The 21,375-nt window shown below is 42.1% G+C and carries 20 protein-coding genes; 12 read left to right on the plus strand and 8 right to left on the minus strand.

The features are described from left to right. Positions 1-244 precede the first annotated feature (244 nt). The 6 genes from ACFFAP_RS05260 to ACFFAP_RS05285 all read left to right on the plus strand — a co-directional run bounded on the left by ACFFAP_RS05260 (position 245) and on the right by ACFFAP_RS05285 (position 8,067). Complete coding sequence (locus tag ACFFAP_RS05260; RefSeq protein WP_375510237.1) at positions 245-682, plus strand: hypothetical protein; 438 nt, start codon at positions 245-247, stop codon at positions 680-682. A gap of 824 nt (positions 683-1,506) precedes the next feature. After that, positions 1,507-4,068, plus strand: a complete 2,562-nt coding sequence (locus ACFFAP_RS05265; protein WP_375510238.1) for a GAF domain-containing protein — start codon at positions 1,507-1,509, stop codon at positions 4,066-4,068. Beyond that, positions 4,065-4,511: a response regulator gene (locus ACFFAP_RS05270; protein ID WP_375510239.1), complete on the plus strand. Its 447-nt coding sequence runs from the start codon at positions 4,065-4,067 to the stop codon at positions 4,509-4,511. Before ACFFAP_RS05265 ends, ACFFAP_RS05270 begins: the two co-directional genes overlap by 4 nt. A 5-nt stretch (positions 4,512-4,516) precedes the next feature. Then, the gene (locus ACFFAP_RS05275; RefSeq protein WP_375510240.1) at positions 4,517-6,817 is read left to right on the plus strand and encodes a response regulator; all 2,301 of its coding nucleotides are present in this window, start codon (positions 4,517-4,519) and stop codon (positions 6,815-6,817) included. 205 nt (positions 6,818-7,022) lie between these two features. Further along, entirely contained in the window at positions 7,023-7,934 is a 912-nt protein-coding gene (locus ACFFAP_RS05280; protein ID WP_375510241.1) for a hypothetical protein, read from the plus strand. A gap of 10 nt (positions 7,935-7,944) precedes the next feature. Then, entirely contained in the window at positions 7,945-8,067 is a 123-nt protein-coding gene (locus ACFFAP_RS05285; protein ID WP_375510242.1) for a hypothetical protein, read from the plus strand. Positions 8,068-8,110: 43 nt separating this feature from the next. Here ACFFAP_RS05285 and ychF read toward each other — a convergent pair whose 3' ends face one another. The 3 genes from ychF to yidD all read right to left on the minus strand — a co-directional run bounded on the left by ychF (position 8,111) and on the right by yidD (position 9,875). Continuing rightward, the gene (gene ychF, locus ACFFAP_RS05290) at positions 8,111-9,202 is read right to left on the minus strand and encodes a redox-regulated ATPase YchF (RefSeq protein ID WP_292823730.1); all 1,092 of its coding nucleotides are present in this window, start codon (positions 9,200-9,202) and stop codon (positions 8,111-8,113) included. 45 nt (positions 9,203-9,247) lie between these two features. Continuing rightward, entirely contained in the window at positions 9,248-9,475 is a 228-nt protein-coding gene (locus ACFFAP_RS05295; protein ID WP_334693680.1) for a hypothetical protein, read from the minus strand. 163 nt (positions 9,476-9,638) lie between these two features. Next, complete coding sequence (gene yidD / locus ACFFAP_RS05300) at positions 9,639-9,875, minus strand: membrane protein insertion efficiency factor YidD (RefSeq protein ID WP_334977793.1); 237 nt, start codon at positions 9,873-9,875, stop codon at positions 9,639-9,641. A gap of 60 nt (positions 9,876-9,935) precedes the next feature. On the opposite strand from yidD, the gene ACFFAP_RS05305 reads away from it, so the two are divergent. Continuing rightward, the gene (locus tag ACFFAP_RS05305) at positions 9,936-10,640 is read left to right on the plus strand and encodes a diacylglycerol/polyprenol kinase family protein (protein WP_375510243.1); all 705 of its coding nucleotides are present in this window, start codon (positions 9,936-9,938) and stop codon (positions 10,638-10,640) included. Between the two features lie 771 nt (positions 10,641-11,411). Here the strand turns inward: ACFFAP_RS05305 and ACFFAP_RS05310 are convergent. Further along, a complete protein-coding gene (locus ACFFAP_RS05310) occupies positions 11,412-12,311 on the minus strand; it encodes an alpha/beta fold hydrolase (protein WP_375510244.1) in 900 nt (299 codons plus the stop codon). Between the two features lie 446 nt (positions 12,312-12,757). On the opposite strand from ACFFAP_RS05310, the gene ACFFAP_RS05315 reads away from it, so the two are divergent. From ACFFAP_RS05315 to ACFFAP_RS05330, 4 genes are all read left to right on the plus strand, one after another. Continuing rightward, positions 12,758-13,312: a thioredoxin family protein gene (locus ACFFAP_RS05315; protein ID WP_375510245.1), complete on the plus strand. Its 555-nt coding sequence runs from the start codon at positions 12,758-12,760 to the stop codon at positions 13,310-13,312. Between the two features lie 71 nt (positions 13,313-13,383). Beyond that, a complete protein-coding gene (gene pyrH, locus ACFFAP_RS05320; RefSeq protein WP_334998183.1) occupies positions 13,384-14,112 on the plus strand; it encodes a UMP kinase in 729 nt (242 codons plus the stop codon). Continuing rightward, positions 14,099-14,647, plus strand: coding sequence for a ribosome recycling factor (gene frr / locus ACFFAP_RS05325; RefSeq protein WP_375510246.1), 549 nt, complete (start codon positions 14,099-14,101; stop codon positions 14,645-14,647). The genes pyrH and frr overlap by 14 nt, the downstream gene beginning before the upstream one ends. A gap of 159 nt (positions 14,648-14,806) precedes the next feature. Continuing rightward, positions 14,807-15,928 carry a geranylgeranyl reductase family protein gene (locus ACFFAP_RS05330; protein ID WP_375510247.1) on the plus strand — a complete coding sequence of 374 codons (1,122 nt, stop codon included), beginning with the start codon at positions 14,807-14,809 and terminating at the stop codon, positions 15,926-15,928. A 154-nt stretch (positions 15,929-16,082) separates the two neighbouring features. On the opposite strand, the gene ACFFAP_RS05335 is transcribed toward ACFFAP_RS05330, so the two are convergent. After that, positions 16,083-16,952, minus strand: coding sequence for a lysostaphin resistance A-like protein (locus ACFFAP_RS05335; protein ID WP_375510248.1), 870 nt, complete (start codon positions 16,950-16,952; stop codon positions 16,083-16,085). A gap of 295 nt (positions 16,953-17,247) precedes the next feature. Then, a complete protein-coding gene (locus ACFFAP_RS05340) occupies positions 17,248-17,685 on the minus strand; it encodes an AbrB family transcriptional regulator (protein WP_069074038.1) in 438 nt (145 codons plus the stop codon). Between the two features lie 1,453 nt (positions 17,686-19,138). On the opposite strand from ACFFAP_RS05340, the gene ACFFAP_RS05345 reads away from it, so the two are divergent. After that, positions 19,139-20,143: a succinate dehydrogenase/fumarate reductase iron-sulfur subunit gene (locus ACFFAP_RS05345; protein ID WP_375510271.1), complete on the plus strand. Its 1,005-nt coding sequence runs from the start codon at positions 19,139-19,141 to the stop codon at positions 20,141-20,143. A gap of 58 nt (positions 20,144-20,201) precedes the next feature. On the opposite strand, the gene ACFFAP_RS05350 is transcribed toward ACFFAP_RS05345, so the two are convergent. After that, positions 20,202-20,726: a TolB family protein gene (locus tag ACFFAP_RS05350; RefSeq protein ID WP_375510249.1), complete on the minus strand. Its 525-nt coding sequence runs from the start codon at positions 20,724-20,726 to the stop codon at positions 20,202-20,204. A 46-nt stretch (positions 20,727-20,772) separates the two neighbouring features. Next, positions 20,773-21,333, minus strand: coding sequence for a TolB family protein (locus ACFFAP_RS05355; protein ID WP_375510250.1), 561 nt, complete (start codon positions 21,331-21,333; stop codon positions 20,773-20,775). Between the last annotated feature and the right edge of the window lie 42 nt (positions 21,334-21,375).

The following is a 21,375-nucleotide window of genomic DNA, read 5'->3' on the forward strand; positions in this document are numbered from 1 at the left end:
GCATTTGTTGATTCGGCGTACGCATTTGTTGATTCGGCGTACGCATTTGTTGATTCGGCGTACGCATTTGTTGATTGCACTTATTCTCAAACAACAAATCGATATGAAAAATGAGTAAAAATACAGACAAACTCGTAATTATTTCGTTGAACTTTTAATGAAATAAATCCCCAAAACTACCCATCTCAGGCAAAAGCATACTCCACTATGTTGAAAAAGGAATTTTAAAAAAAAAGGATATCTCATGTCTTTAAGAACTCGTGGTTCTGCTGCTGTTGACAAAGCCCAACTTCGTCTCGCCTTGCTTAAATCCGTTGATGAAAATCTGGATTTAGGACATGGATTAACCATTGAAGCCTACAACCACCTGCTCAACACTACCCGTGCGACGTTAGAAGCTCATAACACGCTTGTGTCCAATCTTGAAGAATCGCGTAAAACAATAATCCAGATGGATAAAGCCCTCAGTGAAATGTCTGAACGAATGCTAAGTGGAGTTGCAACTATCTACGGCAGAAACAGTATAGAGTATTCCAAAGCTGGTGGCTCTAATGGAAAAAGAAATAAACAATCTAGTTCAAAAGTTGCTCCAGTTGTAGCGGTTCTTTCCACTCAACCTGCTCAAGCTGCAATTGTGAATGCCTCAACTAACGGTAACGGCACAACTCCTTTGCTGCAATAATCCACTTCCTGCATAAATCTAATGCAGTGTCAAGCTTAAATTTGTGCATTAAATGTAAGTTGGGTTAAAGTAAGGAAACCCAACATCGATTATGTTGTTGGGTAATGCATTGCCTCAACCCAGCCCAATACGGTTCGGTTAACGTTTTTATATTTTGAAGATCCCCCCAACCCCCCGATAAATTGGGAGGCTTCCAAGCCTCTTTTACCCCCAATTTATCGGGGGTCGCCGTAGGCGGGGGGATCTTAACCGAACCGTATTGCAATTCAACCTACATTTAATCAATTTTGGGGGTTTAATTCCCCTGCCTAACGACGGCAGCACGTTTCGATACCTAACTGAAATCCCCATTACAAAACGTAATTACGAATTATTTTATTTTCTTTCTAGAGTGTATTTTTTACCGCTTCATGAAATAAATCTCTACCTGACATCAGTAAACAACTTTGTTCGTATTCTTAACATAACTGTCGGTATATTTTACCTAGTGCCGATATTTTTTAAAACCCCTGCAACAGTTCAATTTGGATAGGGTAATTTGTCGTCAACATTTTTTGCATTATTTAAGTAAAATTGTGTAAGTAAGTCGGCGAGAAAAATTCAATGTAGATGAAGAAATATAAATCGTTTGTAGGGTGCGTTAGCCTACGGCATAACACACTATACATGCGAATTCCGAAAGCGTTGCGTTAGCGATTCTTGCCTACGGCACGCTCTTGCATTCGAGCGTCATTGCGAATTGCGAATTGCAAATTGATATAACACACCCTATATTGAAATTTCTTAACAATGAATATTACATTGAAATTTATTAATAAAAATTAATGAAAGCTGGACAAATTGATACAGAAATGGCAAGGCTAGAAGCCCTCCGCCAGTATCAAATTCTTGACACCGAACCCGAAGAAGCTTACGACAATCTTGCTCAGTTAGCGGCATTTATTTGTGGCACTCCCATCTCCTTGGTAAATTTAATTGATGAAAACCGTCAATGGTTTAAGGCAAAAGTCGGTTTAGATGTATCAGAAATGCCCCGCAGTGTTGGGTTATCTTACCTTTGCGAAGAGCGGCGTAACGTTGTAGTGGTTCCTGATACTCTAGCTGATGAAAAATTGGCAAATAATGCGGCAGTAACTGGCTATCCCTATGTGCGGTTTTATGCAGGTGTACCCCTAATTACGCCGCAGGGAGATATGCTGGGAACTCTGTGTGTAATTGACCAAGTTCCAAAAGAATTGAGCCAAAAACAAGTGGAGGCGCTTGTAGCTCTGAGCCGCTTGGTAATCGACCAATTAGAACTCAGGCGTTATGTAACTGAGGTATCTGAAGTTACCGATAAACTAATGGCGCACCAGCAAGCAGCACACGCCGAGTCTGAAGCTGCCAGAATCCGCATTGCTAATTTGCTCGAAAGCATCACTGATGCGTTTTTTGCCTTAGATAAAAAGTGGCGATTTACTTACATTAATGGTCAAGCAGAACTGTTATTGCAAAAAACCCAGAATGAACTTTTGGGTAAAAACATTTGGGAGGTATTTCCAGAACTCATAGACACAACATTCCATCGTGAGTATCACAGGGCAATCTTAGAACAGGTAAGTGTGGAATTTGAGGAGTTTTATCCGCCACAAAAGTGCTGGCTTCAAGTCCACGCCTATCCTGCAAAAGACGGCTTGTCTGTTTATTTCCAAGACATTACTGAACGACAACGAACAGCAGAAGCACTACGAGAGAGTGAAGAACGCTGGCAATTAGCATTACATGGTAATAATGATGGTATTTGGGACTGGAACCTCAAGACTAATGAAGTGTTCTTCTCAACTCGGTGGAAGGAAATGCTCGGTTATAAAGACCACGAAGTTTCCAACGGTTGGGATGAATGGACAAAACGAATCCACCCCGATGAGCGAGATTGGGTACTTCAAGCCTTCCAAGACCACTTTGCTAAGAAAACACCGTTTTACGTTTGTGAATATCGAGTCCAGTGCCAAGACGGCAGCTATAAGTGGATTCTAGATCGAGGACAGGCACTTTGGGACGCGTCGGGTGATATACTCCGGATGGTGGGTTCCTATACTGATATCACAGAGCGCAAGCAGGCAGATGAGGAATTAAAGTGGCAGAATTTGCGATCGCAATTATTTGCTGAAATCACCCTGAAAATTCGAGAATCTTTACAAATAGACGAAATCCTCAAAACCACGGTTACTGAAGTACAGAAACTACTACAAGCTGACCGAGTTTTAATTTTTCAACTGCAAGCTGATGGTTCGGGAACAGTAGTGCAAGAGGCGGTGCTACCTGGTTGGCCGGTAATTTTGGGAAAAAATATTTTCGACCCTTGTTTTAAAGAAGAATACCTAGAAAGATATCGCCAGGGAAGAATCAGTGCGATGAAAGACATTCAAGCTGCTGATCTTCAACCATGCCATCGAGAATTTCTTCAGCAGTTTGCTGTCAGAGCTAACCTCGTAGTGCCAATTCTGGTTAGGGACAGCATTTGGGGCTTGTTGCTGGCTCATCAGTGTGCTGCACCTCGACAGTGGAATAACTTTGAGACAGAGTTGTTACAGCAACTAGGGAACCAAATTGGGATTGCTTTATCTCAAGCGCAACTACTAGAAAAAGAAAGCCAGCAAAGTCAGGAACTCGCTCGTTCTAATGCGGAATTGGAACAATTTGCCTATGTCGCTTCCCATGACTTGCAAGAGCCATTGCGGATGGTAACGAGTTATTTACAACTACTAGAGCGAAGATACAAAAGTCAACTTGATGCCAATGCCGATCAGTTTATCACCTACGCTGTAGATGGGGCCCGCCGGATGCAGACGCTAATCAACGATCTGTTGAACTATTCCCGCGTCAGCAGCCGGGGACAGCCCTTTATGCAAGTTGATTGTAATGTTGTCTTAGCGGGAGCGATCGCTAATCTCCAACTGGCGATCGCCGAGAGTAAAGCAGTTGTCACTCATGAGACTCTACCTCAAGTGATGGCTGATGCTACCCAACTGACACAAGTATTTCAAAACCTAATCGCCAACGCGATCAAATTTTGCCAGAATCAGCAGCCACGAATTCACATCGGAGTAGCCAAGGGAGATATAAATCTAGATGGGGAAAGTTTAAATGTTATCCCGTCGGCAGATGAATGGTTGTTCTGGGTGCGTGATAATGCAATTGGTTTGGAATCTCAGTATGCTGAACGAATTTTTATAATCTTTCAGCGCTTGCATGGTAGAGGCAAGTATCCAGGTACTGGAATTGGTCTGGCAATTTGTAAGAAAATTATAGAACGCCACGGCGGCCGAATCTGGGTTGAGTCAAAACCGGGTCAAGGCTCGACTTTCTACTTCACAATTCCAGATATAGCTCTTAAGCAATCGTGAGCACCATAACAGCGATTATGCCTATTCAGGTTTTGTTAGTAGAAGACAATCCTGGCGATGCCCAACTCACACGCATCGCCCTGGAAGATAGCAAAATCTCGATTCACCTGAATGTGGTCGAAGATGGTGTGGAGGCAATGGCATTCTTGCGAAAACAGGAAAAATATGTCAAAGCAGCCCATCCAGATATTGTGTTGCTCGATTTCAACCTGCCCAGAAAAGATGGGCGGGAGGTATTAGCAGAAATGAAAGGAGATGAAAACCTCAAACGAATTCCTGTAGTAGTTTTGACGACTTCCCAAACTCAAGAAGACATTCTCAAAGCTTATAACCTTTCTGCCAACTGTTACATAACTAAACCAGTAGATTTCGATCAATTCGTTAAAATTGTCCAATCAATAGAAAATTTTTGGTTTGCGATCGTAAAACTGCCACCGGAGTAATGAAAATGGCAGGTAAAAATATTAAAGTTTTATTAGTAGAAGATAACCCTGGTGATGTCTTTTTATTACAAGAGTTTTTAAAGGAAGTTACCACAGTTGTAGTTGATTTGATCCGTGTTGTGCGGCTTTCAGAAGCATTCGACTACCTAGCAAAGGAAATTTTTGATATAATTCTGTTAGACCTCTCGCTGCCAGATAGCCAGGGACTGAAAACCTTTGTCATCGCTCACCATCAAGCAAAAGCCACTCCGATAATTGTGCTGACGGGTATAGACGATGAAACCCTAGCAATTAGGGCAATGCAAGAAGGAGCGCAAGATTATTTGGTGAAAGGGCAAGTAACTGGCGACTTGCTGGTGCGTTCAATGCGTTATGCCATTGAGCGTCAACGGGCAGACAACGCACTGCAACAGAGTGAGGAACGATTTCGGGTTGCCCTGAAAAACTCTCCCATCTTTGTCTACAACCAAGATTGCGAGTTACGGTACACCTGGGTTTACAATCCCTCCGATGGATTAACTGTTGAAGAAATGTTGGGCAAACAAGACTTGGATATAATCCCAGTTGAAGATGCTCAACGTCTCACCACAATTAAACGTGGAGTGTTAACCACTGGCATAGGAACGCGAGAGGAAGTATCAATAACAATCAAAGATACAACTCGATATTACGATTTGACAGTTGAGCCATTACGGAATGAGTCGCAAGAAGTTGTTGGCGTGACATGCGCCAGTATTGATATTAGCGAACGACAAGCCGCACTACGCGAACAGCAAGCTGCGCTACGCGATCGCAAATTGGCACAAGAAAAAATCCGCGAACAAGCAGCATTACTTGATGTGACCACAGATGCCATTTGCCTGCGAAATTTAAACAATCAAATTATCTTCTGGAACAAAGGCGCAGAAACACTTTACGGCTGGAAAGCTACAGAAGCTTGGGGCAAAAATGCTAGTGAGCTTTTGTATGACGAATTTTCACCAGAAATTGAAGCGGCTCTTTTACAAGTTGTTAGTAAAGGAAAGTGGCAGGGCGAGTTAACTAAACTTACTAAAATGGATAAGGAAATCCTTGTTGCTAGTCGCTGGAGTCTAGTGTGCGATGAACAAGGGAAACCCAAATCAATTCTCACCGTTGACACAGATATTACTGATAAAAAACACCTAGAAGCCCAATTGTTTCGCGCCCAACGTTTGGAAAGTATTGGCACTTTAGCTAGTGGCATTGCTCACGACCTCAACAATATCCTGACACCAATTTTGGCAGGAGCGCAACTGCTACCACTCAAATTTCCTAATGCAGATGAGCGAACTCGCCATCTACTAGAAATTTTGGAAATCAACGCTAGACGCGGTGCTGATTTAGTCAAACAGGTGCTGTCCTTTGCGCGGGGTGTAGAAGGGAAGCGTATCACTTTGCAACTCAGACATCTGATTGTGGAACTAGCCAAGATTCTCAAAGAGACATTTCCCAAATCCATAGAAATCAGCACTGATGTACCGCAAGATTTGTGGATGGTTTCTGGAGATAGCACCCAACTGCATCAAGTGCTGATGAACCTCTGCGTTAACGCCCGCGATGCTATGGCCAATGGCGGTAGTTTGAGCATCTCTGCTGAGAATCTGTTTATTGACGAAAATTATGCCCGCCTGAACCTGGAAGCCAAAGAGGGGCCTTACATAGTAATTACTGTTTTCGATACTGGAAGTGGGATTCCGAGAGAAATATTAGATAGAATTTTCGAGCCATTCTTTACCACAAAAGATGTGGGACAAGGCACTGGTTTAGGACTTTCCACCGTGCTGGGGATAGTTAAAAGCCACGGAGGTTTTGTGGACGTGTATAGTGAACTGGGAAGTGGCACAAGTTTTAAGGTTTACTTGCCAGCAGTGGGGGGGATGGAAACATTTACTCCAGAAGAATTGCCACTACAGACAGGACATGGAGAATTGATTTTGGTTGTGGATGATGAAGCTGCAATTCAAGAGATTACGAGAACATCATTAGAAGCTCACAACTACAAAACCTTAGTTGCCAGTGATGGCATTGAAGCGATCGCGCTGTACGCTAAAAATAGCGATAAAATTAGTGCTGTACTAATGGATATTATGCTGCCCTCGCTAGATGGTTTAACTGCCATCCGTACCCTGCGAAAAATCAACCCCCAAGTCAGAATTATTGCCAGCAGTGGACTTATGTCTGACAATAAGCTCAGTGCAGTAGCTGCTACTGGTGTCAATACATTTTTGTCAAAGCCCTATACTGTCAACGAATTATTGCTTTCTTTACAAAAAGTATTATCGTGACTCAAGTAATTACGTAAGTATCCTGATGGCTGTAACTACAAAAGACAGCTTTATTGATGTGGGTGCGAATTTCCTGGATTTGATATCAATACGCTTGGGTTAAAGATAATTGTAGGTTGGGTTAAACGAAGTGAAACCCAAGCATATTGGGATTTGATATGATTGAGCATCCTTTTACTGATACTCACAGCTTGGCTAAATCAATATGCCTCGGTTTCTTAGGTTAATCATCAATATAGTAGTCTTAGGTGCATTGTTAGTCATATCCCAGCAAGTTTGGGCGCAAGATTGGCGTCCGGTTCGCGGTGGTATCCCTTTCGGTATCAGTGGTATGGCTTTGATAGAGCAACAAAACAATACGCTCGATTTTCTGATTGCCCATGACAACAAACAAAAAAACCAAGGTCGTTTAGCAATCATCAGCATTAAGGGTAAAAACCAACCTGAATATTTCCCATTAAGCTGGCCAAATAACATAGAATTGCCCATCGACTTAGAAGCTTTAACATCTGTTCCAGAAAAAACAAAGTTCTCATTTATCACTTTAAGTAGTTCTGGAAAAGCTTATTACATCAGGTTAGAGCCTGCCAAGAAGACTATCTCTATTATCAATGAATTCAATTTACCAGGAATTATTCAAGGAAATAATTTTGAAGCATTTGGATTACAAAATATAGATGGCAAATTAGTTGCTATTTGGGGACATCGAGGAGAAGGAGAACAACCAGCAACTATTTTTTGGGGAATGTTTGATTTAGCTAAATATCAAATTACTCTCGCAGGCTCTGCCAATCTGAAAGTACCGTTTCCATCTGGCAAAGTTCGTCATATTTCAGATATTAAGGTAGACCCGGTAGGAATTGTATACATCACCTCAGCAAGTGATGCCGGAGATGATGGGCCATTTCAGTCAGCTGTGTATGTCGCTGGTTACTTAGGATTTCGTGGTAACAAAATTGCATGGCGGCAAAATCCTCAACTTGTTCCCCTTTACCGCTCTGATTACCACAAAATTGAAGGTATGGAACTTATTCCAGGTGCAAAAGGCGGTGTGATTGTTGGTACAGATGATGAGAACTTGGGTTCATATTTATATATTGTGGGTGGAAATAGCTGAACTATGTCCAATGATTATGAGAATAGGCGGACATTCTGTCTGCCTACCCACTTTTAGCTTGTTGAGGGTGCGATCGCCTAGCAACTTTCTTAAGGAGTGTCAAGGGTTACAGTGCGATCGCAACTCAGTGTAGCTTGACCATTATCTTATCGATAACGGCCATTTATTAATTACCCCTACACATTAAATCGGAACAACATTACATCCCCTTCTTGCACAACATACTCTTTCCCTTCACTGCGAACCAACCCTTTTTCCTTCGCAGCATTCATCGAACCAGTTGTTACCAAATCTTTATAAGCAACAGTTTCAGCGCGAATAAATCCCCGTTCAAAATCACTGTGGATTACACCAGCAGCTTGAGGTGCAGACATTCCAGCATTAATTGTCCAAGCGCGGGTTTCTTTGGGGCCGCAGGTGAAATATGTCCGCAAGCCTAAAAGCATATAAGTTGCCCGAATCAATGATTTCAAACCGCCTTCTTCCACACCTAAAGACGCAAGAAAATCAGCTTTATCTGACTCTGGTAATTCCACTAATTCAGCTTCAACTTGAGCCGAAACTATCACAACTTGGGCATTTTCAGTTGCTGCAATTTGCCGTACTGTTTCCACAAAATGATTACCAGTTGCCAACTCATCTTCAGACACATTCGCGGCGTAGATAATCGGCTTATAAGTGAGCAGTTCTAATCCTTTAATAATTTCTGTTTCTTCTTCATTCAAGCTCACCTGACGCACTGATTTACCTTCATTTAAAGCCGCAGCTAATTTTTCTAAAACTGAGACTTCAAACTGTGCATCTTTGCTGGTACGAGCTTGTTTGCGAGTACGGTCAATTCGCCGCTCAATTTGTGCTAAATCTGATAAACCCAGTTCTATATTAATGATTTCAATATCTCGCGCTGGATCAACAGAACCAGCAACATGGATAATATCGTCATTTTCAAAACAACGTACTACATGGACGATCGCATCAACTTCCCGGATGTGGGACAGGAATTGATTCCCTAGTCCCTCACCCTGACTTGCACCTTTAACTAAACCGGCAATATCGACAAATTCAACTCGCGCCGGGATAATTTGTGCCGAACTGGCAATCTTAGCAAGAACATTTAACCGTTCATCCGGTACTGCGACAACGCCGACATTCGGTTCAATCGTGCAAAAAGGGAAGTTAGCTGCTTCAGCTTTGGCATTAGCAACTACAGCATTAAATAAAGTAGATTTTCCGACGTTGGGAAGTCCGACAATTCCGGCTCTTAGCATCTTGGATTTTGGATTTTGGATTTTGGATTACATTACCAAGATAATTCAAACAGGTTCCGGTATGGTTTGGGGAATGGGAGCAGGTACTGTTTGAGGAATCGGAGCAGGTACTGGTTCTGGTACAGGTCCCGGTAAGGGTTGGGGTATAGCTGGCCCCGGTACAGGTTCGGGACTCGGTAACGGGTTCGGTTCAGGATTGGGACTCGGTAGCGGACTCGGGCCAGGAGTAGGAATTTGTGGATCGGGTATAGAAATCGCAGTAGGATTAATCATGGTAAGTCTAAATTAAATTATTCAACCTTCTCAAATTAGATGACAACCTCAGCTGTTGACATCTCCCCAAATGGCTATACCCACGAACACTTCCTTTAATAATTTACCGTTCTTGTCATCTCCCCCATCTCCCCTTCCCTAAATTTAACAAATTTGTACTAAATTACTGCTCTTTTACCTTTTCTACCACCTCTGGCACAGGATCGTAACCACCTGGATGAAACGGATGACAGCGCAAAATCCGCCTAGTTGCCATCCACCCACCACGCAAGACTCCAAATCGTTCAATGGCTTGAATAGCATACATCGAACAAGTTGGTTGAAAGCGACAAGTCGGGAGAAACAACGGCGAGATAAACATTCGGTAGCCCCGAATCAGCCAAATCAATAATAGTTTCATTGCAGTTACCCAAATCTTATAAATTAGTAACAGAGGTAAAAATTTTCATTTGTTGCATCTTTGTTAATTACATTTTCTGACTTCACCTCAATTCCAGTTTTCTGGCTGCAAATTGCGTCGGCTGCAATTTGGGTATTACTCATCCTCCTGATTGCATGGGTGGTAAACCGCTTCGCCGACAAGCCAGAAATCGTGCGGAAGATTGTTCATATTGGCACTGGTAATGTGATTTTAATCGCTTGGTGGCTTGATATTCCCGCCAGTGTTGGGATTACAGCTTCTATTTTAGCCAGTGCAATTACCTTATTATCATACCGATTGCCTATTCTTCCTGGTATTAATAGCGTTGGACGCCAAAGTTTAGGGACTTTTTTTTACTCTGTCAGTTTCGGTATTTTAGTTGCCTGGTTCTGGTACTTGCAACAACCTCAGTACGCAGCACTAGGAATTTTGATAATGACTTGGGGAGATGGATTAGCAGCCTTGATTGGGCAACGCTTTGGTAAACATAAGTATAAAGTTTTTGGGACAGAAAAAAGTTGGGAAGGCTCCCTGACTATGATGCTCGTTAGCTATGTCGTCTGTAGTTTGATTTTAATTGCAACTCAAGGAAACAGTTGGCAAACTTGGGCAGTATCACTGTTAGTAGCAGTTATAGCTACGGCTTTAGAGGCTGTTTCATTTTTGGGTATTGACAATTTGACAGTTCCCTTGGGTAGTGCAGCGCTTGCTTTCTTTTTAAGTCACTTAATTCTTAGTTACTAATTTTTTTGAGTGCTATTCCTAATTGATCAAATAAGAGATAGTGCCAAAAATTCATCGTTAGTTAATAATAGGACTTACGCAAAAACCCTCTCAAACTCTCATTCCTCCGTGACCTCTGCGTCCTCTGCGGTTCGTTTTCCATTACCTGTGCGTAAGTCCCAAAAAAATAGCCTGCAACGTTTCAGGGTTGAGTAAATCGGACTATATCTTGGTAGCACTATGTAACTGACTTGTACGGTTGTGGTTCTCACAACTATTGCTAGAGATGGCTTTCAGCAAATTCAATAAAAAACAACTCGTGGCTCTTGTCAGGATAATCTAGACAAGTTATAGATGTGACTAGGATATTGGGCATCGTACCTCAATTCCTGTTTGGTTAATACCTTACTCACTTTCTCAACTATGAAACGATTCCCAATTTTAGAATCTCTCTTGCTCTTTCTTCTCCTTGCTTCCTGTTCCCAGTCGAACACAATAGTTATTGGTACTGATCTCTATGACAAAAATGACAACAGTTACTTCGGAAAAGTCTTGAGCATTGAAGAAAACCATAAATTCTCGAATGGGCTTACAGGCAAGGGAGTGAAAATTCAATGTCGGTCAAATTCGTTGCAGTCAGAGTGGATCTCATACGATGTTGCTCAGAACTCTTTCTCTACTAAATCTCCGGGTACTAAGTGAGCGTCAGGTTTTTAGAAAAATAAATCGTTTTCTATATAGGCGATTATTATATTCAATACCACCCATTACATGAAAATTCTGCCGAGTCTATTACCGCGATCGCTCCAAAATCCAATCGAGTAAAATCGGATTGACTAACTCCGGCGCTTCATCCTGCGGACAATGCCCCACTCCCTCTAAAGGAATAAACTTTTCTACTTGCGGAAAGTTAGCTAATTCTCTCCCTAATTTAATTGGTTCCCACGGATCAGCCGTTCCCCACAAAATAATCGCAGGACAAGCTAACAGTGGTAAAAGGTCTTCTGGTAGAGGCCCTGTAGAATAAGAAGTAAAGGCAAGGAACACAGCCACAGCCCCCGGATCGCTTGCTGGTGAAGTGAGAATATCTACCAACTCATCTGTCACCATCTCAGCATTCGCATAAGCTTGTAGCAGAATTTTCCGCACCGTTTTCGGTTTGGCGAGTTGATTGAAAAAGAAATCACCAACTGGTTTGATAGATAAGAGGCGTTGCAGTAGAGGCGCTCCGAAACGACGAGACCAAGGTAAAGTTACCCGTTTGCGATCGTGTAACAGCCGTAAAGAACAGTTGAGCAAAGCAACTCCCAAAGCAATATCTGGGTTGCTTACTGCTGCTTGCATAGCTACAATACAGCCTATAGAATTTCCGACTAAAAAAGCTGGCTCACCCACTACTTCGCGGCAAAAATCTGCTACCTGCTGTCCCCAGGTTTCTAGGGTATAGGCAATTTTTTCACCAGGTTGAGGTTTTGCAGAAGCACCAAAACCAATTAAATCGATCGCATAAACACGGCAACTTTGTGCTAATACCGGAATATTCTTTCGCCAATGCCACCAAGAAGCGCCAAATCCATGCACCAGAACAACAGCTGGCCCAATGCTTCCTTGGGTTTGATAGCAGATAGGGAAATCTTGCCAAATCCAGGTTTTTGTAGAGGTAAGTGCTGTTTTTGAACTTGAGGTTGTCATAAAAAATTTGATAAATACAAGGGTAAAAGCCTTTCAGCCGCAAAACGCAAGTAAAATTGTTTTGAATTTGAATAAAATTTATCAGATTTTCAAAGTAAATCCTTTGCTTTAGTGATAGCTTAGACAGACACCACGAAAGCTTCTAGGCTGATAGTTTTATCCAGCATAGATTTCCGTCTTGTTGATAGAGGTAATTTACTCACAACTTATGATTATGTCAGTATTAGAAATCATAACTTCTACAATGTGAATAATATTTTCGCTATTTTTAAATGTGAGCGAATTAGCATCAGTGCTAGATTCAGTAGTTTCACAATTTACGATCGCTAATGCGAGTCTATAACATTGTCAAATATGAGGCATCGGCTAAGGGGTGGTTTGCAACTGGAAACTGACGCTGAATTTAACAATCTTTTTCTTGTTCCTAATTCTGCGAGCCAGAAAACATGAATCTACTAGAAACAATCGATACTCCCATTGGGAGCTATGCACCCGATTTTGAACTGCCAGGAATTGATGAGCAAGTACACCATCTCAGGCGTTATCTTGAGAAGTTCCGAGCAGTGGGCGTTATTTCTATGTGTAACCACTGTCCTTATGTAGAGTGGTATATAGACAGATTAAAAAACATTCAAGCCGAATTTGCCCCGAAAGGGTTCACACTAATTGGTATGAATGGTAGTGATGGTAATCACGAGACTAGGCCAAGCTTTAAAAATATGAAAGCTTTTACCCAGCGTCACGATTTGAACTTTCCTTACCTGTGGGACTCGACGCAAGATGTAACCCGCAGTTTTGGTGCTACAAAAACACCAATGGCATTTTTAATAGATACTAATGGTATAGTACGCTACAAAGGGAAAATTGACGATCATCCTCAAGAACCATTATCGGTGGGAAAGGATTATTTGAGAACTGCGATCACTTCTCTGTTTCTTGGTGAAGAAATAGATATACCACAAACAGAACCAATAGGTACTACATTGATTTGGCGTAACTAGACATAGATAGTCCCTGTAACTGCTATCTTAAATTGGAGGCAATTGCAACTTTTTTGATAAAGCGGAACTTCATGGGAACGAATTACCGACGGGTTTTACTCAAACTGAGCGGTGAAGCCTTAATGGGCAACATGGGCTATGGCATTGATCCAGAAGTGGTCAAGGGAATAGCTGAGGAAGTAGCAGAGGTGATAAGCACTGGCGTTCAAATGGCCATCGTTGTTGGCGGCGGCAATATTTTTCGTGGCGTCAAAGCAGCGTCGGCGGGGATGGACAGGGCAACTGCTGACTATATTGGGATGATTGCCACGGTAATGAATGCCATGACGTTGCAAGATTCGCTGGAACGGATAAAAGTACAGACACGGGTGCAAACTGCGATCGCTATGCAAGAATTAGCAGAACCTTATATCCGTCGTCGTGCCATCCGTCATCTTGAAAAAGGGCGGGTGGTAATTTTTGGTGCTGGTTCTGGAAATCCCTTCTTTACTACAGATACAACTGCGGCATTAAGAGCCGCAGAAATTGATGCTGAAGTGATTTTTAAAGCCACCAAAGTAGATGGGGTGTATGATGCTGATCCTCATATTTATCCTGACGCCAAGCGTTACAATAGCCTCACCTACGCGCACGTTTTAGCCAAAGATTTGCGGGTGATGGATAGTACTGCGATCGCCTTGTGTAAAGAAAATAATATCCCAATTCTGGTATTTGACCTAACGGTGCGAGGTAACATCCACCGAGCCGTCTTGGGAGAATCCATCGGTACCCTTGTGGGAGGTTCTTGTGATATTAGCTGACGCGAAAAGTAAAATGCAAAGTTCTGTTGAGTCAACTCAACGAGCTTTTAACACGATTCGCACTGGTCGCGCCAATGCGAGTCTATTAGATAAGGTATTAGTGGACTATTACGGTTCGCCTACGCCCTTAAAATCACTGGCAAATATTAGCACGCCAGATGCCTCGACAATTCTGATTCAGCCCTATGAGCGTAATACCCTAAACATCGTTGAGAAAGCTATTTCCCTCTCAGATGTGGGTTTAACCCCCAGCAACGATGGTTCTGTAATTCGGCTGAATATTCCGCCTTTAACCAGCGATCGCCGTAAAGAATTCGTCAAAATGGCTACTAAATATGCTGAAGAGGGTCGTGTTGCTATTCGCAACATCCGCCGCGATGGCATAGACTCGATTCGCAAGCAGGAGAAAGCCTCTGAAATCTCCAAAGATGAATCAAAAGACCAACAAGACAACTTGCAGAAACTGACAAACGAGTATATCGCCAAAATAGACGCACTCTTGGCAGAAAAAGAAAAAGACATCACGACTGTTTAAAGTCTAAAGTCTGAAGCATAAAGGCTGAAGGATGATAAATAAATTCTTCAGCCTTTATCATGTCTTAGGTATTTAACAAAAATTGATCAAGTAGGGGCAATTCATGAATTGCCCCTACTCAATAGAAAATAAACTAATTGAGGAGCAAAATTCAGCCTTATGTACGACTCCATCATCGTCGGCGCTGGACCAGCTGGTGGAACAGCTGCATATCATTTAGCCAAACAGGGTCGCTCAGTATTAGTGTTAGAAAAAGAATCCTTACCAAGATATAAACCTTGTGGCGGTGGTGTATCTCCAGCGATCGCTCAATGGTTTGACTTTGATTTTAGCCCAGCGATTTCTGTGAAAGCCGACTCCCTTCGCTTTACCTGGAAATTGGGCGACCCTGTGGAAGCAAAAATCGCCACAAAAGAACCAGTTTGGATGGTGCGACGAGATATTTTTGACCATTTTCTAGTGCAGCAAGCACAGAAGCAAGGAGCTGAACTCCGAGATAATACTGAAGTTACGGGTATTGAATTTAAAAGTGACTATTGGCAAGTTAACACAGCCAATGGCCCAGTTACAGGTCGCTACTTAATCGCGGCTGATGGTGTCAAAGGGCCAATGGCAAAATGGCTAGGCTTTAAAGACCGTAAACGCCGTTTAGCAGGAGCTTTGGAAGCAGAAGTTCCCGCAATTGTCAAAGACAAATCCACAATTCACTTCGAGTTTGGCTTGGTGAAAAATGGCTACATTTGGAACTTCCCGAAGGCTGATGGTTATTCCATTGGCATCGGTACATTTGTCGGCGGCGAACCCCAGGACTTTAAGAAGATTTTAGATGAGTATGCGCGATCGTTTGATGTAGATATCAAAACTAGTAAGCAGTATGGTTATCCCCTTTGCTTGTGGGATGGCAACCAAAAATTGCATACTCAAAATGCAGTTTTGGCTGGGGAAGCTGCTTGTGTGGTTGATCCCATGACAGCAGAAGGCATTCGCCCCTCAATTTTTAGTGGTTTGATTGCAGCAGGAGCCATTAATGAGGCTCTTTCTGGTGAAATTAACGCTTTAGAAAAATATAGTGAAGCCATTAATGAAGAATGGGGTACTGAGATGGCATGGGCGCAAAAATTAGGTGGAGCATTCTATCGCTTTCCTGGCATTGGCTATAAAGTTGGTGTTAAGCGTCCCTCTGGTGCCAAAATCATGGGTAAGATTCTGTGTGGAGAACTGCGCTATAGCGATGTTGCCGGTCGTGCCCTCAAGCGTTTAATTCCTGGTTTTGGAGGTTAAGTATTAGGGATTAGGAATCTCTAGCAAAGAGAAGCCCACCCCACAAAAATTAATCATCTCTTGTGGGGTGGGCGACACGAGCGCCTTATTTTCACTTTATTTATGTCTATCTACTTAGCATTTCTCTAAACTAGAGTTGCACCTTAACGCGAAGTTAAAAATACCTAGAGAAAAGCCAGATAATTACTCCAGTTCCCAATACACAAATAATTCCCGCCAAGCCAGCTAGGGGTTTTTTATTCTTACCTGTGAACCAATCAGAGACTTTACCTGTATAAGTAATTAATTCTGCTGTGTCTATAGTAGCGATCGCCCATATCCATCCCGCGTGCAATCCCCAAGCTAAACCCAAATTGTTACTAGAGGCAAAGCGTGCCAACACCAGCACCATTCCCATCAGCCACAATCCAGGAAGTTGGGGTGCGGTTTCACGTTGCTCCCAAACTAGGTGTAGCAAGGCAAATATCAAGCTAGAAATTGCTGCTGCTACCCAAACTGGATAATCCTGCGCTAATTCAGTGAACATGAAACCGCGAAAAACTAACTCTTCTATCCCACCGACTAATAACGCTATCAAGAAAATCGGTAGCAAGATGGGTAGTAGTAACTTGAAATTCGTCTTTTCAAAAGAACACCAGCCTAAGCAGAATTGCCCACTAAATACAACAGCTAGGCTCACTACTCCCAAACCGAAACCTAGTGCTAAAGAACCAAGAGTTGAAAGATTTCCAACAAAGCCGTAATCCGAAAAAGATTTATTGGTAAGCCAACTAACTCCCCACAGAATCAGGGGAGCTAATAGGTAGAGTGACACCAATAACGGCATCTTTTGCTCTGGCTGCAAAGGTTTGGGAGGTTCCCAATTGAGTAATATTGCTGATACTGTTGCCACTGGCAACCAGCAAACTATCCATAAAATAAAAAATGCCATCACTACAACTAGTGCTGGTGCATTTTCCATAACCGCTAGTAAAGCGTTGACAGGAGACTCAAAGTAAGTTTTCAAAATAAACAAAAAAAACACGATAGACTTCTTGCACTATAGATTTCTTGCTGATTAATCAAGACTCAACTAAATTTGGTGACTTCTGCAAGGGGCCTAATCGTATTCTTTACTTGTGACAAAATTTTCTAAATAAAGCTACTAGTACCGCAAGGCGGAAGTCAAAAGTCATGCATTCACGCATTCAAAAAGCTTTAATTTTGAGCTTTCTGGCTGTAATGAAATGGTAGGTTTATTTCCGCCGACCTGTACTAGTTTGCTTTCGGGGTAAGGACAAGTTATCATCACCTAAAACTTATCCCTACCATCAGCAAATTTACTCTTCGTCTTCCAAATCTTCGTCCGATTCGTCAGAGTCTATATCTTGTGAGGTTAGTTTTTTGTCAGTTTCACCGAGTTGAATCAGGTGAATATGCTTGTATCCCAACCTAATTTCAAACTCATCTCCAGGCTTTAAGCCCATTGCTTTGGTATATGTTGCACCAATCACAATCTGACCATTTTGATGGACACTAACGCGATATGTCGGTTCACGACCACGACCATCTTTAGGTGCTTCTGGACTTAGAGGAATACCTCTAGCCGATAGCAAAGCGTCATAAAAATCAGTGAGATTGACACGAACCTGGTTATTCTTAGTAACAGTGTAATAGCCGCACTGTTTAGCTCTTTCTCGGCGTGGTAAAGTGGAAAGTTCTTTTACTTTAGCAAGTAGTGCTTTTCCGGTTAATGGTGCGGTTGCAGTTTCAGTCATTATGCTCAAATTTTCCTTACTCTCTCCAAACTGATAAATGATGTAGTCAAATGCTGGCATTTGGCTTTTTAGCATTTGCATAGAGCTACTTAGGACTCTAGTGTAACGGGTCAGTTCCTGCCGATAGGAGCCAAAAGCACTTCTATATATGCTTGTCTACAACCAATTAGAGGTTATAGTTGCCATAGAAATTAATTTTGCTGATTTCACGGCACTTTTAACCATTATTCGCCATCAGAAATGAAATTATTTTCTCTTTTGGCGCTACTGTAGCGGTGTAACTTTCAGCCACCTTTACAAATTGGGTTGATTCTACTCCGAATAAGTCGTACATTCCAAAAAATGCAGGTTTTCCACTTCTAGTGCTTGCCCTTTTGGCCAATGAGCAGGTAGAGTTTTCTCTACTCTTCCTCTTAAGCTTAGGACAGCATAGTATTTCAATAGAGTCCTACGGGCATTTGCCCTTTTGTCCTGCCAGTAGAGACGCGAATTTTCTTGTCTCTACATTACGAATCAACAAAGCAGTAGTAGCCGCGCTGATACGGCTATTGATTCTGTTTTGTGTCTTCGTAATTTTATATTAAATACTAGCATGGACTAATAATAGCAAAATAGTTGTTTAATTTTGAATTAAAGTTGCTGGTAAATTTTTATTTAAATTCCTGGACTTAAAGCTTGGAAAAAGCAGTGAGGATTTTTTTAACCCTTTATTGCAAGCGTGAGTATTGCCATCTGCCTTTTATAAAAATTTATCTAATTTAGACGAGCAGTTTTGACCAATGTGTTAAATTCAAGATTTTCTTGATTGAGAGGAGGCAAAAATCTAAAAGTCTCATGCATCCAGGATTCCCGGTACAAGAACTTTTATTTGAAAGTCGTGAGAATTTTTACTCGGTTTATTATCGTAAGCTCAAAAGCTGTCAGATAATTTTGTACGTCTGTCTATGGTAAGAATAAATCTCTTAACATATACCTATCGCTTGATTGCCACTACTATATATTGAACAGACCCTTTTACGCTTCTATATAATCAAAAAATTCCGTCAAGCGGTAGCTTCTGCTCAATTTTCTAGTTAGTTGCTCTGACTCAAGTTGACATCAAGACGTGTCGCTAACCTGACATGCATTTAATTGGGATATGATCGCTAGGTCAGAGATGAAGGTAAAACGCTCTTTCCTTTACATTCCTAAACAGGTAAATTCAATGCAAAGCTATAATTACATTTTTGGCGTTTTATCTGATAAATTGACACAAATCTTGCCTACAGCGCTACTACAAGTAAAGTTTGAATGGTTATCGTTAAACTAGAATCAGTCGCTCTTTGATGGTCAGCCTATTAACACCAGGCTTTGAATGAAGATCAAAAAAGTATAGCTCACTTTTCGCAACTACCTGTCTTGAATCATGATTTTTGAGGCTGGTGAAGCAATTTTAAAATTTTGGTTAATCGTCATGGAAGTTATTTTTAAGGTCATTCGACAGCAACAAAATTCCTCCCCAGTGGTGCAAAGCTACGTTGTAGAGGCAGAACCAGGTAATACAATTCTGGATTGCCTCAATCATATTAAGTGGGAGCAAGATGGAACGTTGGCATTTCGCAAAAATTGCCGTAATACAATTTGTGGTAGCTGTGCTATGCGAATTAATGGGCGTTCGGCTTTAGCTTGTAAGGAAAATGTTGGCAGTGAACTTGCCAGATTACAACAAATAGCATCATCCCAAAGTAAAGTAAATCCCATTCCCGAAATCACGATCGCTCCTCTGGGCAATATGCCCGTGATTAAAGATTTGGTTGTAGATATGAGCAGCTTCTGGAATAATCTAGAAGCTGTTGCTCCTTATGTGAGTACAGCAGCACGACAAGTACCAGAAAGAGAGTTTTTGCAAACACCACAAGAGCGATCGCGCCTCGATCAAACTGGTAACTGTATTATGTGTGGTGCATGTTACTCTGAATGCAACGCCCGTGAAGTTGATCCAAACTTTGTTGGCCCCCATGCCCTTGCCAAAGCTTACCGGATGGTAGCAGACTCCCGCGATAGCGACACCGAAAATCGTTTAGCAAGCTACAACGAAGGTACTAAAGGTGTATGGGGTTGTACCCGTTGTTTGTACTGCGATTCAGTTTGTCCAATGGAAGTTGCACCATTAGAACAAATCACCAAAATTAAACAAGAAATTCTCACCCACAAACAAGCAACTGATAGTCGCTCAATTCGTCACCGGAAAGTGCTGGTGGATTTAGTTAAAGAAGGTGGTTGGATTGATGAACGTCAATTTGGTTTACAAGTTGTCGGTAATTACTTTAAAGATTTAAGAGGATTACTCAGTCTTGCACCCCTCGGTTTACGGATGATCCTCCGGGGTAAGTTTCCCTTGTCGTTTGAACCTTCAGAAGGGACAGAACAAGTGCGTAGGCTCATTGAATCTGTGCAACAGGTAGAAAACAAAAGTTAGGAGTTATGAGTTAGGAGTTAGGAATTTTAACTCCTAACTCATAACTCCTAACTCTATTTCAACGTGGTTCTTGAGGTATATTCAATGGCTGTCCATAACGGTCATATACTAAAACATCCCACTGCCCGTTGTTACTGGATTCAAAAGCAATCCTACTACCATCAGCGCTAATTGTAGGGTTGCGGACTTCAGATTGTAGGTTATTAGTCAAATTTCGTGATTGGCGTGTTTCCCTGTCGTAAAGAAAAATAGCCGATCGCCCCTGACGACTAGCACCAAACACGATATAACGACCATCTTGGGAAACGCTAGGATGAGTTGCGATCGCATCAAAGGAGTTTAAACCTGGCAAATCAACCAAATCACGAGTTACCGTATCAAACATATAAACATCTTGGCTACCCCGTCGGTCAGTAATAAAAACAATGTATCTCCCAGAAATTTGGGGGTCTAATTCCGACGCTAAACTATTAAGACTCCGCCCCCCCGGGTCAAAGGGATAACTCAAAAGGCGAGGGTAGCCAAAACACCCAGTCAATAAACTTAAGCATAAAAATATAGGTATAAAAAAAACACGTTTCATATATAGTGATTAATCATTAATCAGTAATTATTCTCCCCCTGCTCCCCTACGGAGGTGAACTTACAGTTGCACCATTAGGAATATCTAACTCAATATTTGGCCCTCGATCTAGGACTTCAATATCCCACTGACCACGGCTGGCGGTTTCAAAGACAACATAACGTCCATCGGGGCTGATATTTGGTTTTCTGACCCAGCCGCGATAGGTTGGTGTGACGATTTGCGACTGTTGTGTAGCGCGATCGTAAAGCGCCACCACTGGTCTACCTTGGTCGCTAGTAAGATAAGCAATATAACGCCCGGTATAGCTCAAGCTAGGACTTTCAGCAATTGTCTCCGCTCGGTTTATCCCCGGTGTGCCAATAAACAGTTGCCTCTCCAAATCGAAAACCAGTAGCTGCTGATTACCATTCCGATTAGATACAAACGCTAAAAAGCGCCCATTTCCACTCAAAGCAGGTTGCTCCTCGGTGTAGCGACTGTTGAGAGAAGTAGGCCCTATGGAAATATCGTTATAACCACAAGATGCAAGCAAACTTGTTAAACCAAAAACCAGGCTCCAATGAATTGGTCTTTGGAGCCAAAATGTAGGCGTAAATTTTTCCACCTCAACTGTTTTCCGTCGCCTTTAAACCTAGTTCTACGCAAA

The sequence above is a fragment of the uncultured Nostoc sp. genome, assembly GCF_964245575.1.
GTDB lineage: Bacteria > Cyanobacteriota > Cyanobacteriia > Cyanobacteriales > Nostocaceae > Nostoc.